The following is a 14898-nucleotide window of genomic DNA, read 5'->3' on the forward strand; positions in this document are numbered from 1 at the left end:
GCGGAACGGGCCGGAATCCGCCTCCGCGGACTCCGGCCCGTTCCGCGTCGTCCTTACGGATCGCGCGTTCGGGTCGTGCGTACGAAAGCCAGCCGCCTTACGCGGCCGCCTCGCCCAGCAGCTTCTGTAGCCGGGAGACGCCCTCGACGAGGTCCTCGTCGCCCAGCGCGTAGGACAGCCGCAGATAGCCCGGGGTGCCGAACGCCTCGCCCGGCACCACCGCGACCTCGGCCTCCTCCAGGATGATCTCGGCCAGCTCGACGGTGGTCCGCGGCCGCTTGCCGCAGATCTCCTTGCCGAGCAGCCCCTTGACCGAGGGGTAGGCGTAGAAGGCGCCCTCCGGCTCCGGGCACTCGACGCCGTCGATCTCGTTCAGCATCCGCACGATGGTGCGGCGGCGGCGGTCGAACGCCTCGCGCATCTTGGCCACCGCGTCGAGGTCGCCCGAGACGGCGGTCAGGGCGGCGACCTGAGCGACATTGCTCACATTGGAGGTGGCGTGCGACTGGAGGTTGGTCGCGGCCTTGACGACGTCCTTGGGGCCGATGACCCAGCCCACCCGCCAGCCGGTCATCGCGTACGTCTTGGCGACACCGTTGACCACGATGCACTTGTCGCGCAGCTCGGGCACCACGACCGGCAGCGAGTGGAACTCCGCGTCGCCGTAGACCAGGTGCTCGTAGATCTCGTCGGTCAGCACCCACAGCCCGTTGTCGGCGGCCCAGCGGCCGATCGCCTCGACCTGCTCACGGCTGTAGACCGCGCCGGTGGGGTTCGAGGGGGAAACGAAGAGCAGCACCTTGGTGTTCTCGGTGCGGGCCGCCTCCAGCTGCTCGACGGAGACCCGGTAGCCGGTCGTCTCATCGGCGACGACCTCCACCGGGACACCGCCGGCCAGCCGGATCGACTCCGGGTAGGTGGTCCAGTAGGGCGCGGGGACGATGACCTCGTCGCCCGGGTCCAGGATCGCGGCGAACGCCTCGTAGATCGCCTGCTTGCCGCCGTTGGTCACCAGGATCTGGGCCGCCTCGACCTCGTACCCGCTGTCACGCAGCGTCTTCGCGGCGATCGCGGCCTTGAGCTCGGGGAGGCCGCCGGCCGGGGTGTAGCGGTGGTACTTCGGGTCGCGGCAGGCCGCGGCCGCGGCGTCGACGATGTAGTCGGGCGTGGCGAAGTCGGGCTCACCGGCGCCGAAGCCGATCACCGGACGGCCCGCGGCCTTGAGGGCCTTGGCCTTGGCGTCGACGGCGAGGGTCGCGGACTCGGAGATCGAGCCGATCCGGGCCGATACCCGCCGGTCGGTCGGGGACTGTACGGGGGGAGTAGCAGCGGTCATAGATGCATCGTCGCAGACGGGCGAAATGGGTGGCACACGGGTTTGCGGAGACTTCGCGCGCTTCTCGTTCGACGCCCGGCCGTCAAGCACGTACACTCACTCGTCGTTGGCCGATCAACAGCCGGATCCGACCGCACACTCCGTGCAGCCGGATGTATGCGGTAGGTTGGGAGTGCCGCAAAGGGTCGTAGCTCAATTGGTAGAGCACTGGTCTCCAAAACCAGCGGTTGGGGGTTCAAGTCCCTCCGGCCCTGCTACACGCACTGTGATGAGGGTGCGTGCATGCGTACGCAAGGACAAGCACCGCTGTGCGGCCGGGCCGGACGCGGCACGGCCACGACCCGGATTCAGGTGAGGACGAGTGACGGAAGCCCTTGGCTCCACCGCGACGCCTGAGAGCGGCCGTCCCGAGGATGAGGAGACGGCCAAGCGGGGTCGTCGTGGTGGCAAACGCGCGAAGAAGGGGCCCTTCGGCCGGCTCGCGCTTTTCTACCGCCAGATCATCGCTGAGCTGCGGAAGGTCGTCTGGCCGACGCGCAACCAGCTGTCGACGTATACCAGCGTGGTGATCGTTTTCGTCGTCATCATGATTGGCATCGTGACCGTGATTGACTATGGGTTCAACAACGCCATCAAGTACGTCTTTGGCTGAGACCCTCGCGAAAGGCGACCGCTGTCCCGGCGTCGCCTCTTTCGCACGTTCCACCCCTTTGAAGCCAGGAAGAAGCAGCCACAGTGTCTGACCCGAACGTGAACGACGCCGCCGAGCCCGTCGAGTCCCGTGAGGACGAGCTCGACATCGTCGAGGCGGCGGACTCCGACCAGGCTGAAGCGGCCGACGCCGCGGCGGGCGTTCCCGCCGAGGAGGAGGCGCTGCACGTCGAGGACGAGGACGAGGACGAAGACGCCCTCGAGACCGAGGCGGCCCAGGCGGACGACGCGGTCGAGCCCGAGGTTGAGGCCGAGGCCGAGGTCGTCGACCCGGTCGAGGCGCTCCGCGAGGAGCTGCGCGGGCTGCCCGGTGAGTGGTACGTGATCCACACCTACGCGGGCTACGAGAAGCGCGTGAAGGCCAACCTGGAGCAGCGTGCCGTCTCGCTGAACGTCGAGGACTTCATCTACCAGGCCGAGGTCCCCGAGGAAGAGATCGTCCAGATCAAGAACGGTGAGCGCAAGAACGTCCGGCAGAACAAGCTGCCCGGCTATGTGCTCGTCCGGATGGACCTGACGAACGAGTCGTGGGGTGTCGTCCGCAACACCCCGGGCGTCACCGGCTTCGTGGGCAACGCCTACGACCCGTACCCGCTGACCCTGGACGAGATCGTCAAGATGCTCGCCCCCGAGGCCGAGGAGAAGGCCGCCAAGGCCGCCGCCGAGGAGAGCGGTGTGCCGGCGCCGAGCCGCAAGGTCGAGGTCCAGGTGCTGGACTTCGAGGTGGGCGACTCGGTCACGGTCACCGACGGTCCGTTCGCGACTTTGCAGGCGACGATCAACGAGATCAACGCCGACTCGAAGAAGGTCAAGGGCCTGGTGGAGATCTTCGGCCGGGAGACACCGGTCGAGCTGAGCTTCGACCAGATCCAGAAGAACTGAGTCTTTTCAGAACTGAGTCTCTTCACGAGAACTTCCGACAGGTCAGACGGGCTTCTGCAGCCGGTCTGACCTGCTCGGTTTTAAGGCGCGCAGCTATACCCGTTATCGTTGTGCGGTATGCCTCCATCCGGATGATCCGGTTCGGAGGCGAACACCCTCTCACTAGGACCCGGAGAGAGCATGCCTCCCAAGAAGAAGAAGGTCACGGGGCTGATCAAGCTCCAGATCCAGGCCGGCGCCGCGAACCCGGCCCCGCCGGTCGGCCCCGCGCTGGGCCAGCACGGCGTCAACATCATGGAGTTCTGCAAGGCCTACAACGCCGCGACCGAGTCGCAGCGCGGCATGGTCGTGCCGGTGGAGATCACGGTCTACGAGGACCGCTCCTTCACCTTCGTGACCAAGACCCCGCCGGCCGCCAAGCTGATCCTCAAGGCCGCGGGCGTGGAGAAGGGCTCCGGCGAGCCGCACAAGACCAAGGTCGCCAAGATCACCCGCGACCAGGTGCGTGAGATCGCCACCACCAAGATGCCCGACCTGAACGCCAACGACCTGGACGCCGCCGAGAAGATCATCGCCGGCACCGCCCGCTCCATGGGCATCACGGTCGAGGGCTGACACCTCACGCGCGAGGGCCGACGGCCCCCGCGGCCACCTGTGGCAGGGCCAAGCGCTGGCCCGGACCACGCACTCCACAGACATCAGGAGCAAGAGTGAGCAAGCGCAGCAAGACCCTCCGCGCTGCGGACGCCAAGATCGACCGGGAGCGCGCATACGCCCCGCTCGAGGCCGTCCGTCTGGCGAAGGACACCTCCGCCACCAAGTTCGACGCGACCGTCGAGGTCGCCATGCGCCTGGGCGTCGACCCGCGCAAGGCCGACCAGATGGTCCGCGGCACCGTGAACCTGCCGCACGGCACCGGTAAGACCGCCCGGGTCCTGGTCTTCGCGACCGGTGACCGTGCTGCGGCCGCGGAGGCCGCGGGCGCCGACATCGTCGGCTCCGACGAGCTCATCGACGAGGTGTCCAAGGGCCGCCTGGACTTCGACGCCGTCGTCGCCACCCCGGACCTCATGGGCAAGGTCGGCCGTCTCGGCCGGGTGCTCGGTCCGCGTGGTCTGATGCCGAACCCGAAGACCGGCACCGTCACCCCCGACGTGGCCAAGGCCGTCACGGAGATCAAGGGCGGCAAGATCGAGTTCCGCGTCGACAAGCACTCGAACCTGCACTTCATCATCGGCAAGCTCTCGTTCGACGAGACGAAGCTGGTGGAGAACTACGCCGCGGCGCTCGAGGAGATCAACCGTCTCAAGCCGTCCGCCGCGAAGGGCCGCTACATCAAGAAGGCGACCCTGACCACCACGATGGGCCCCGGCATCCCGCTGGACGCCAACCGCACCCGCAACCTGCTGGTCGAGGAAGACGCCATCTGAGGCAGCCCCTGATCAGCGCACCATGGTGTGCAACCGCCGGGCCCCCGCACCGCGTCGAAGGTGCGGGGGCCCGGCGTCTTCCGTTGTCGGCCCCCTCCGCTAGAGTCAGCCTGCACAAGACGTAAAAGAGAAATAAAAACTAGGGGGAAGCCGTGCGCGGTACTCATGTCGGTGCGCGATGGGCGATAGCCGCTGGAAGTCTCGTCCTGATGGTCGGCCTCACCGCGTGCGGGAGCGAGAAGTCCGGTGACGACAAGGCCGGCGACAAGACCGGCGGCGACAAGTCCGGGCAGTCCGCGATGAGCCCGCTGGCGGCGCTCAAGCTCGCCTCGCAGCAGACGGACAAGAAGAACTCGGCCAAGGTCGAGGGCACCACCAAGATGGGCGAGCAGAACTCGCAGATGTCCGGCGACATGGACTGGGCCAACGGCATCCGGGCCAACATGTCCATCACCCAGAACGGTGGCGCCATCGCCTCCTCCCCGATCGCGGGCAAGCCGATGGACGCCAAGTACACCCCCGACGCCATGTTCCTGAACATGGGCGACCAGTTCGCCGCCCAGGCGGGCGGCGGCAAGCACTGGGTGAAGTACGACTACGACGTGCTGGCGCAGAAGGCGGGCCCCTCGGGCGCCTTTCTGAAGGACCAGATGCAGAACAACAACCCCTCGCGCTCGGTGGAGCTGCTGCTCGCCACGGGCAAGGTCAAGGCCGTGGGCAGCGAGGACGTGAAGGGCGTCAAGGCCACCCACTACACGGGCACGGTCAAGGTCTCCGAGATCGCCAAGATGCAGTCCAAGGAGCTCAGCCAGTCGGACCTGGACGCCCTGCAGAAGCAGCTGGAGTCCTCCGGTATGGACACCGAGACCATCGACCTGTGGGTGGACGGGGAGAACCTGCTGGTCAAGAAGCGTGAGCAGGCGCAGAGCAACAACGGCGCCTATGACTCCACGGTCTTCTACTCGGACTACGGCACCAGTGTGACCGTCACCGAGCCGTCCTCCTCGGACACCGTGGACTTCCAGGACATGCTCCAGCAGTAGAGCCGATTTGCCTGGCCGCGGCCCGTTCGCGTAATCTCCTTAAGAAGCCAAAGACCGCTGGTTGTCGCCGTGTCCCGCAAGGGATCCGGTGGCTGAAGGATCCGCTAGCTGCGGGCGACCTGCGTAGGTGATTGAGGTTGAACTCCCGAACGGGCCGTGGGTCCGTGCCGGTCGAGTTACGCCCCGAGCGCCTGCGCCGGGGCGTTTTCGCATTCTCTCAGTCTCCTTCCTTCAGACCGAAGCGGTCCTCATCACCCGGAAGGAGGCCGAGGCTCATGGCGAGTCCTGACAAGGTCGCAGCCGTCGACGAGATGCGGGAGAAGTTCCGCAACTCCAACGCGGCTCTCGTAACCGCGTACACCGGTCTCACCGTCGCGCAGCTGAAGGAGCTGCGCCGTTCGCTCGGTGAGAACGCTCAGTACCGTGTGGTGAAGAACACGCTGACCAAGATCGCGGCCAACGAGGCCGGGATCAACCAGCTCGACGACCTGTTCGCGGGTTCGTCGGCCGTCGCCTTCGTGACCGGTGACCCGGTCGAGGCGGCGAAGGGTCTCCGTGACTTCGCCAAGGACAACCCCGCTCTCGTCATCAAGGGCGGTGTCCTTGATGGCAAGGCGCTGTCCGCCGACGAGATCAAGAAGCTCGCGGACCTCGAGTCCCGCGAGGTGCTGCTCGCCAAGCTGGCGGGTGCGATGAAGGCCAAGCAGTCCCAGGCTGCCGCGCTCTTCCAGGCCCCGCTGTCGAAGTTCGTCCGGACCGCCGAGGCGCTCCGGCAGAAGCAGGCCGAGCAGGGCGGTGCCGACACCCCGGCTCCCGCCGAGGCCGAGGCCGCCGAGTAATCAGGCCCCGGTCGCAGCGGGCCCGGAAGCCCGCCGACATGTACATCCGGCACCACCTGCCGAATTAGTGGAAGGACCGCCACCATGGCGAAGCTCAGCCAGGACGACCTGCTCGCGCAGTTCGAGGAGATGACCCTCATCGAGCTCTCCGAGTTCGTGAAGGCCTTCGAGGAGAAGTTCGACGTCACCGCCGCCGCCCCGGCCGCCGTCGTCGCCGCCGCCCCGGGTGCCCCGGGCGCCGGTGCCGAGGCCGAGGAGGAGAAGGACGAGTTCGACGTCATCCTCACCGGCGCCGGCGACAAGAAGATCCAGGTCATCAAGGTCGTGCGTGAGCTGACCTCCCTGGGTCTGAAGGAGGCCAAGGACCTCGTGGACGGCGCCCCGAAGCCCGTTCTCGAGAAGGTCGCCAAGGACGCCGCCGAGAAGGCCGCCGAGTCCCTCAAGGGCGCCGGCGCCTCCGTCGAGGTCAAGTGACCCCTCGAGGTCGGATGACCTCGCGGCCCGCCGCCACACGCCCGTAGGACGCCCGGCGGCGCGGCCCGGTTCCACGCCAGGGGCGATCACCCGTTCGGGTGGTCGCCCTTCGGCGTTCCCGTGACGGTTACATTGCCTTATGGGTTTGTGGAGGTAGGGTGATCTTCGTTGCCCGTCGCCACGCCCTGTGACGATCTCGCCGGAGTGGGGGGCCTTGACGAACGGCACGCAGCGCGCAATTCTCAGGACGCGACGTCACACCGATCCGAAAGTCCGAGGCATGGATCGTCGGCGGAGCGGGCAGTATCGATATGCGCATCGACAGCGCGGGCTGCCGACAGGGCGTGAGAAGACAACGAGGGGCGCGCCCCTCACCGGAGGGAGAGATTGGCACTGCCGGTCTCAGGAACTCGGCGCTGGACATCAGTGTGCCAAGTGGCTACACTGACCCTTTGCGCTGCCTGTTAGCTGCTCCCTGCCCGTCACCAGGGGCATACCTACCTTCGAGCACTACCGATGAACACTCCCTGACCAGGGATTTCATCCATGGGCTCTCGGTGGGACCGGTACGCGCGTAGTGAGTCCGAGCCCTCGGAAGGACCCCCTCTTGGCCGCCTCGCGCAACGCCTCGACTGCCAATACGAACAATGGCGCCAGCACCGCCCCGCTGCGCATCTCCTTTGCGAAGATCAAGGAGCCTCTCGAGGTTCCGAACCTCCTCGCGCTGCAGACCGAGAGCTTCGATTGGCTGCTCGGCAATGCCGCGTGGAAGGCTCGCGTCGAGGCTGCGCTGGACAGCGGTCAGGACGTCCCCACCAAGTCCGGTCTGGAAGAGATCTTCGAGGAGATCTCCCCGATCGAGGACTTCTCCGGGTCGATGTCCCTGACCTTCCGTGATCACCGTTTCGAGCCGCCGAAGAACTCGATCGACGAGTGCAAGGAGCGTGACTTCACCTACGCCGCTCCGCTCTTCGTCACGGCCGAGTTCACCAACAATGAGACCGGCGAGATCAAGTCCCAGACGGTCTTCATGGGCGACTTCCCGCTCATGACCGACAAGGGCACCTTCTGCATCAACGGCACCGAGCGTGTCGTCGTCTCGCAGCTGGTCCGCTCGCCGGGTGTCTACTTCGACTCCTCCATCGACAAGACGTCCGACAAGGACATCTTCTCGGTCAAGGTCATCCCCTCCCGTGGTGCCTGGCTGGAGATGGAGATCGACAAGCGCGACATGGTCGGTGTCCGCATCGACCGCAAGCGCAAGCAGTCCGTCACCGTCCTCCTGAAGGCGCTCGGCTGGACCACCGAGCAGATCCTCGAGGAGTTCGGCGAGTACGAGTCCATGCGCGCCACCCTGGAGAAGGACCACACCCAGGGCCAGGACGACGCGCTGCTCGACATCTACCGCAAGCTGCGTCCGGGCGAGCCCCCCACGCGGGAGGCCGCGCAGACGCTGCTGGAGAACCTCTACTTCAACCCGAAGCGCTACGACCTGGCGAAGGTCGGCCGTTACAAGGTCAACAAGAAGCTGGGTTCGGCCGCTCCGCTGGACGCGGGCGTCCTGACGGTCGAGGACGTCATCGCCTCGATCAAGTACCTGGTGAAGCTGCACGCCGGTGAGACCGAGACCGTCGGGGACAACGGCCAGTCCGTGGTCGTCGAGACCGACGACATCGACCACTTCGGCAACCGCCGCATCCGTAACGTCGGCGAGCTGATCCAGAACCAGGTCCGCACGGGTCTGGCGCGTATGGAGCGCGTCGTCCGCGAGCGCATGACCACTCAGGACGTCGAGGCGATCACGCCGCAGACCCTGATCAACATCCGGCCGGTCGTCGCCTCCATCAAGGAGTTCTTCGGCACCAGCCAGCTGTCGCAGTTCATGGACCAGACGAACCCGCTGTCGGGTCTGACCCACAAGCGCCGTCTGAACGCGCTCGGCCCCGGTGGTCTCTCCCGTGAGCGGGCGGGCTTCGAGGTCCGTGACGTGCACCCCTCGCACTACGGCCGCATGTGCCCGATCGAGACGCCCGAAGGCCCGAACATCGGTCTGATCGGCTCGCTCGCCTCGTACGGCCGGGTCAACGCGTTCGGTTTCATCGAGACCCCGTACCGCAAGGTGGTCGACGGTGTCGTCACCGACGAGGTGCACTACCTGACGGCCGACGAGGAGGACCGCTTCGTCATCGCGCAGGCCAACGCGCCGCTGACGGACGATCTGCACTTCGCCGAGAACCGCGTCCTGGTCCGCCGCCGTGGCGGTGAGGTCGACTACATCCCCGGTGACGACGTCGACTACATGGACGTCTCGCCGCGCCAGATGGTGTCGGTCGCGACCGCGATGATCCCGTTCCTGGAGCACGACGACGCCAACCGCGCGCTCATGGGCTCGAACATGATGCGCCAGGCCGTGCCGCTGATCAAGGCGGAGTCCCCGCTGGTCGGCACCGGCATGGAGTACCGCTGCGCGGTCGACGCCGGCGACGTCATCAAGGCCGAGAAGGACGGTGTCGTCCAGGAGGTCTCCGCCGACTACGTGACGGTGGCCAACGACGACGGCACCTACACCACCTACCGGGTGGCCAAGTTCTCCCGCTCCAACCAGGGCACCTCCTTCAACCAGAAGGTCGTCGTGGACGAGGGCGCCCGGGTGGTCGCCGGCCAGGTGCTGGCCGACGGTCCGTCCACCGAGGACGGCGAGATGGCGCTCGGCAAGAACCTCCTGGTGGCGTTCATGCCGTGGGAGGGCCACAACTACGAGGACGCGATCATCCTCAGCCAGCGTCTGGTGCAGGACGACGTCCTCTCCTCGATCCACATCGAGGAGCACGAGGTCGACGCCCGGGACACCAAGCTGGGCCCGGAGGAGATCACCCGGGACATCCCGAACGTCTCCGAGGAGGTCCTGGCCGACCTCGACGAGCGCGGCATCATCCGCATCGGCGCCGAGGTCGTGGCCGGGGACATCCTGGTCGGCAAGGTCACCCCGAAGGGTGAGACCGAGCTGACCCCGGAGGAGCGCCTGCTGCGCGCGATCTTCGGTGAGAAGGCCCGTGAGGTCCGTGACACCTCGCTGAAGGTGCCGCACGGCGAGATCGGCAAGGTCATCGGCGTGCGCGTCTTCGACCGCGAGGAGGGCGACGAGCTCCCGCCGGGCGTGAACCAGCTGGTCCGCGTCTACGTGGCGCAGAAGCGCAAGATCACCGACGGTGACAAGCTCGCCGGCCGCCACGGCAACAAGGGCGTCATCTCCAAGATCCTTCCGGTCGAGGACATGCCGTTCCTGGAGGACGGCACCCCGGTCGACATCATCCTCAACCCGCTGGGTGTCCCGTCCCGGATGAACCCGGGGCAGGTCCTGGAGATCCACCTCGGCTGGCTGGCCTCCCGGGGCTGGAAGGTCGAGGGCTCCGAGGAGTGGATGCAGCGGCTGCAGGCGATCGGTGCCGACGAGGTCCAGCCCGGTACCAACGTCGCGACCCCGGTCTTCGACGGCGCCCGTGAGGACGAGATCGCCGGTCTCTTCGATTCGACGATCCCGAACCGCGACGGCGACCGCCTGGTCCAGTCGTCCGGTAAGGCCCGGCTGTTCGACGGCCGCTCCGGTGAGCCGTTCCCGGACCCGATCTCGGTCGGCTACATGTACATCCTCAAGCTGCACCACCTGGTGGACGACAAGCTGCACGCCCGGTCCACCGGTCCGTACTCGATGATCACCCAGCAGCCGCTGGGCGGTAAGGCTCAGTTCGGTGGCCAGCGATTCGGCGAGATGGAGGTGTGGGCGCTGGAGGCTTACGGCGCCGCGTACGCCCTCCAGGAGCTGCTGACCATCAAGTCCGACGACGTGACCGGCCGCGTGAAGGTCTACGAGGCCATCGTCAAGGGCGAGAACATTCCCGAGCCCGGCATCCCCGAGTCCTTCAAGGTGCTCATCAAGGAGATGCAGTCCCTGTGCCTCAACGTGGAGGTGCTGTCGTCCGACGGCATGTCCATCGAGATGCGCGACACCGACGAGGACGTCTTCCGCGCTGCGGAGGAGCTCGGTATCGACCTGTCCCGGCGCGAGCCGAGCAGCGTCGAAGAGGTCTGACGGGTCTGGCCGGGGCACTCGCCACAGAGCGTCCCGGCCTCTCCCCGGACCCCCAGTCAGACCCGAAGACACGACCCTGAAAGAGGGATTGACGACAAGTGCTCGACGTCAACTTCTTCGACGAGCTGCGGATCGGCCTCGCCACCGCTGATGACATCCGTCAGTGGTCCCACGGTGAGGTCAAGAAGCCGGAAACCATCAACTACCGCACCCTCAAGCCCGAAAAGGACGGACTCTTCTGCGAGAAGATCTTCGGTCCGACCCGGGACTGGGAGTGCTACTGCGGGAAGTACAAGCGCGTCCGCTTCAAGGGCATCATCTGTGAGCGCTGCGGTGTCGAGGTCACCCGCGCCAAGGTGCGCCGTGAGCGGATGGGCCACATCGAGCTGGCCGCTCCCGTCACCCACATCTGGTACTTCAAGGGCGTGCCCAGCCGTCTGGGCTACCTGCTCGACCTCGCCCCGAAGGACCTCGAGAAGGTCATCTACTTCGCCGCCTACATGATCACGTGGGTGGACGAGGAGCGCCGCACGCGCGACCTGCCCTCGCTGGAGGCCCATGTCTCCGTCGAGCGTCAGCAGATCGAGCAGCGCCGCGACGCGGACCTCGAGGCCCGCGCCAAGAAGCTGGAGGCGGACCTCGCCGAGCTCGAGGCCGAGGGCGCCAAGGCCGATGTGCGCCGTAAGGTGCGCGAGGGCGCCGAGCGCGAGATGAAGCAGCTGCGCGACCGCGCCCAGCGCGAGATCGACCGTCTCGACGAGGTGTGGAACCGCTTCAAGAACCTCAAGGTCCAGGACCTGGAGGGCGATGAGCTGCTCTACCGCGAGCTGCGTGACCGCTTCGGCACGTACTTCATGGGCGGCATGGGCGCCGCGGCGCTGCAGAAGCGCCTGGAGTCCTTCGACCTCGACGAGGAGGCCGAGAAGCTCCGCGAGATCATCCGGACCGGCAAGGGCCAGAAGAAGACCCGTGCGCTCAAGCGCCTGAAGGTCGTCTCCGCCTTCCTGCAGACCCGGAACAGCCCCAACGGCATGGTGCTGGACTGCATCCCGGTGATCCCGCCGGACCTGCGTCCGATGGTGCAGCTGGACGGTGGCCGCTTCGCGACCTCCGACCTGAACGACCTGTACCGCCGTGTGATCAACCGGAACAACCGCCTCAAGCGTCTCCTTGACCTCGGCGCCCCCGAGATCATCGTCAACAACGAGAAGCGCATGCTTCAGGAGGCCGTTGACGCCCTCTTCGACAACGGCCGCCGTGGCCGCCCGGTCACCGGCCCCGGTAACCGTCCGCTGAAGTCCCTCAGCGACATGCTGAAGGGTAAGCAGGGCCGGTTCCGTCAGAACCTGCTCGGTAAGCGTGTCGACTACTCGGCCCGTTCGGTCATCGTCGTCGGCCCGCAGCTCAAGCTGCACCAGTGCGGTCTGCCCAAGGCCATGGCGCTGGAGCTCTTCAAGCCGTTCGTGATGAAGCGCCTGGTGGACCTGAACCACGCGCAGAACATCAAGTCGGCCAAGCGCATGGTCGAGCGCGGCCGCACGGTCGTGTACGACGTGCTCGAAGAGGTCATCGCCGAGCACCCGGTGCTGCTGAACCGTGCGCCGACCCTGCACCGCCTCGGTATCCAGGCGTTCGAGCCGCAGCTGGTCGAGGGCAAGGCCATTCAGATTCACCCGCTCGTCTGCACCGCGTTCAACGCGGACTTCGACGGTGACCAGATGGCCGTGCACCTGCCGCTGTCCGCGGAGGCGCAGGCCGAGGCCCGCATCCTGATGCTGTCCTCGAACAACATCCTCAAGCCGGCCGACGGCCGTCCGGTGACCATGCCGACCCAGGACATGGTGCTGGGCCTGTTCTTCCTCACCACCGATGAGGAGGAGCGCGAGGTCGTCGGTGAGAACCGGTTCTTCGGCTCCACCGCCGAGGCGATCATGGCGTTCGACGCCCGGGAGCTCTCGCTCCAGGCGAAGATCGACATCCGCTTCCCGATCGGCACCGTCCCGCCCCGTGGCTGGACCCCGCCGGTGGCGGAGGAAGGGGACGACGGCGTCGGGGGCGGTGTCTGGCAGCCCGGTGACAGCTTCCGGCTGCGCACCACGCTGGGCCGCGCGCTCTTCAACGAGCTGCTGCCCGAGGACTACCCGTTCGTCGACTACTCGGTGGGCAAGAAGCAGCTCTCCGAGATCGTCAACGACCTCGCCGAGCGCTACCCCAAGGTCATCGTCGCGGCGACGCTGGACAACCTGAAGGCGGCCGGTTTCCACTGGGCCACCCGCTCCGGTGTCACCGTCGCCATCTCCGACATCGTCGTGCCCGAGGCCAAGAAGAACATCATCACGGGCTACGAGGCGCAGGACGAGAAGGTCCAGAAGCAGTACGAGCGCGGTCTGATCACCAAGGACGAGCGCACCCAGGAGCTGATCGCGATCTGGACCAAGGCGACCAACGAGGTCGCCGAGGCGATGAACGCGAACTTCCCGAAGACCAACCCGATCTTCATGATGGTCAACTCGGGCGCGCGCGGAAACATGATGCAGATGCGTCAGATCGCCGGTATGCGTGGTCTGGTGTCCAACGCGAAGAACGAGACCATCCCGCGGCCCATCAAGGCGTCGTTCCGTGAGGGTCTCTCCGTGCTGGAGTACTTCATCTCCACCCACGGTGCCCGTAAGGGTCTCGCCGACACCGCCCTGCGTACCGCCGACTCGGGTTACCTGACCCGTCGTCTGGTCGACGTCTCGCAGGACGTGATCATCCGCGAGGAGGACTGCGGCACCGACCGCGGCCTCAAGCTGGCGATCGCGTCCAAGGGTGCGGACGGCGTGCTCCGCAAGACGGAGGACGTCGAGACCAGCGTGTACGCGCGCTGCCTCGCCGAGGACATCGTCGTGGACGGGAAGGTCCTGGCCCCGGCCGGTACCGACCTGGGCGATGTGCTCATCGACGAGCTGGTCCGCCACAACGTGGAGACGGTCAAGACCCGCTCGGTGCTCACCTGCGAGTCCGCCGTCGGCACCTGCGCCATGTGCTACGGCCGCTCGCTGGCGACCGGCAAGCTGGTGGACATCGGTGAGGCGGTCGGCATCATCGCCGCCCAGTCCATCGGTGAGCCCGGCACCCAGCTGACGATGCGTACCTTCCACACCGGTGGTGTGGCCGGTGACGACATCACCCAGGGTCTGCCGCGTGTCGTCGAGCTCTTCGAGGCCCGTACGCCCAAGGGCGTCGCCCCGATCTCGGAGGCGGCCGGCCGTGTCCGGATCGAGGAGACCGAGAAGACCAAGAAGCTCGTCGTCACCCCGGACGACGGTTCCGACGAGACGGCCTACGGCGTCTCCAAGCGGTCCCGTCTGCTGGTGGGCGAGGGCGACCACGTCGAGGTCGGCCAGCCGCTGACCGTGGGTGCCGTCAACCCGCACGACGTGCTGCGCATCCTCGGCCAGCGCGCCGTCCAGGTGCACCTGGTGGGCGAGGTCCAGAAGGTCTACAACTCGCAGGGTGTGTCGATCCACGACAAGCACATCGAGATCATCATCCGGCAGATGCTGCGCCGTGTGACGATCATCGAGTCCGGCGACGCGGAGCTGCTGCCGGGCGAGCTCGTGGAGCGCTCGCGCTTCGAGGGTGAGAACCGTCGTGTGGTCCAGGAAGGCGGCCACCCGGCCTCCGGCCGTCCGCAGCTGATGGGTATCACCAAGGCCTCGCTGGCGACCGAGTCCTGGCTGTCGGCGGCGTCCTTCCAGGAGACGACCCGGGTGCTCACCGACGCGGCGATCAACGCCAAGTCGGACTCCCTGATCGGCCTCAAGGAGAACGTGATCATCGGTAAGCTCATCCCGGCCGGTACGGGCCTGTCCCGCTACCGCAACATCCGGGTCGAGCCGACCGAGGAGGCGAAGGCCGCGATGTACTCGGCCGTCGGCTACGACGACATCGACTACTCGCCCTTCGGCACGGGCTCCGGCCAGGCGGTTCCGCTGGAGGACTACGACTACGGTCCGTACAACCAGTAGGTCCGCGGACGGCTGGTCAACGTTCACAGGGCGGTCACCCCATGGCGGGGGTGGCCGCCCTGCGGCTATGCTCCGGGTTG

10 protein-coding genes and 1 tRNA gene are annotated in these 14898 nt (G+C 66.8%); 10 read left to right on the forward strand and 1 reads right to left on the reverse strand.

All coding sequences use genetic code 11. The annotated features are described in order from the left end of the window. Window positions 1-97 precede the first annotated feature (97 nt). Window positions 98-1336, reverse strand: coding sequence for a pyridoxal phosphate-dependent aminotransferase (locus tag JK364_RS15350; protein ID WP_201851635.1), 1239 nt, complete (start codon window positions 1334-1336; stop codon window positions 98-100). A 181-nt stretch (window positions 1337-1517) separates the two neighbouring features. On the opposite strand from JK364_RS15350, the gene JK364_RS15355 reads away from it, so the two are divergent. The 10 genes from JK364_RS15355 to JK364_RS15400 all read left to right on the forward strand — a co-directional run bounded on the left by JK364_RS15355 (window position 1518) and on the right by JK364_RS15400 (window position 14818). After that, a tRNA-Trp gene (locus JK364_RS15355) sits at window positions 1518-1590 on the forward strand. Window positions 1591-1697: 107 nt separating this feature from the next. After that, window positions 1698-1988, forward strand: coding sequence for a preprotein translocase subunit SecE (gene secE / locus JK364_RS15360; protein ID WP_201851636.1), 291 nt, complete (start codon window positions 1698-1700; stop codon window positions 1986-1988). 83 nt (window positions 1989-2071) lie between these two features. Continuing rightward, entirely contained in the window at window positions 2072-2929 is an 858-nt protein-coding gene (gene nusG / locus JK364_RS15365) for a transcription termination/antitermination protein NusG (protein WP_201851637.1), read from the forward strand. A gap of 180 nt (window positions 2930-3109) precedes the next feature. Next, window positions 3110-3544, forward strand: a complete 435-nt coding sequence (gene rplK / locus JK364_RS15370) for a 50S ribosomal protein L11 (RefSeq protein ID WP_020869305.1) — start codon at window positions 3110-3112, stop codon at window positions 3542-3544. Between the two features lie 95 nt (window positions 3545-3639). Then, window positions 3640-4359 carry a 50S ribosomal protein L1 gene (gene rplA / locus JK364_RS15375; RefSeq protein ID WP_201851638.1) on the forward strand — a complete coding sequence of 240 codons (720 nt, stop codon included), beginning with the start codon at window positions 3640-3642 and terminating at the stop codon, window positions 4357-4359. Between the two features lie 152 nt (window positions 4360-4511). Then, window positions 4512-5402, forward strand: coding sequence for an SCO4651 family lipoprotein (locus JK364_RS15380; protein ID WP_504941609.1), 891 nt, complete (start codon window positions 4512-4514; stop codon window positions 5400-5402). Between the two features lie 275 nt (window positions 5403-5677). Beyond that, entirely contained in the window at window positions 5678-6241 is a 564-nt protein-coding gene (gene rplJ / locus JK364_RS15385) for a 50S ribosomal protein L10 (protein ID WP_037952871.1), read from the forward strand. Window positions 6242-6325: 84 nt separating this feature from the next. Continuing rightward, window positions 6326-6715 carry a 50S ribosomal protein L7/L12 gene (rplL, locus tag JK364_RS15390; RefSeq protein WP_201851640.1) on the forward strand — a complete coding sequence of 130 codons (390 nt, stop codon included), beginning with the start codon at window positions 6326-6328 and terminating at the stop codon, window positions 6713-6715. A gap of 607 nt (window positions 6716-7322) precedes the next feature. Further along, complete coding sequence (gene rpoB / locus JK364_RS15395) at window positions 7323-10805, forward strand: DNA-directed RNA polymerase subunit beta (protein ID WP_201851642.1); 3483 nt, start codon at window positions 7323-7325, stop codon at window positions 10803-10805. A gap of 98 nt (window positions 10806-10903) precedes the next feature. Then, window positions 10904-14818: a DNA-directed RNA polymerase subunit beta' gene (locus tag JK364_RS15400; RefSeq protein ID WP_201851644.1), complete on the forward strand. Its 3915-nt coding sequence runs from the start codon at window positions 10904-10906 to the stop codon at window positions 14816-14818. Window positions 14819-14898 lie beyond the last annotated feature (80 nt).

This window comes from Streptomyces endocoffeicus (assembly GCF_016741935.1).
In the GTDB taxonomy this organism is placed as follows: domain Bacteria; phylum Actinomycetota; class Actinomycetes; order Streptomycetales; family Streptomycetaceae; genus Streptomyces; species Streptomyces endocoffeicus.

What these genes read in the sequence shown, in the direction of transcription:
- JK364_RS15350 (WP_201851635.1), bottom strand. Translation starts at nt 1,336, where the DNA reads ATGACCGCTGCTACTCCCCCCGTACAGTCCCCGACCGACCGGCGGGTA.
- rplK (WP_020869305.1), top strand. Translation starts at nt 3,110, where the DNA reads ATGCCTCCCAAGAAGAAGAAGGTCACGGGGCTGATCAAGCTCCAGATC.
- rplJ (WP_037952871.1), top strand. Translation starts at nt 5,678, where the DNA reads ATGGCGAGTCCTGACAAGGTCGCAGCCGTCGACGAGATGCGGGAGAAG.
- rplL (WP_201851640.1), top strand. Translation starts at nt 6,326, where the DNA reads ATGGCGAAGCTCAGCCAGGACGACCTGCTCGCGCAGTTCGAGGAGATG.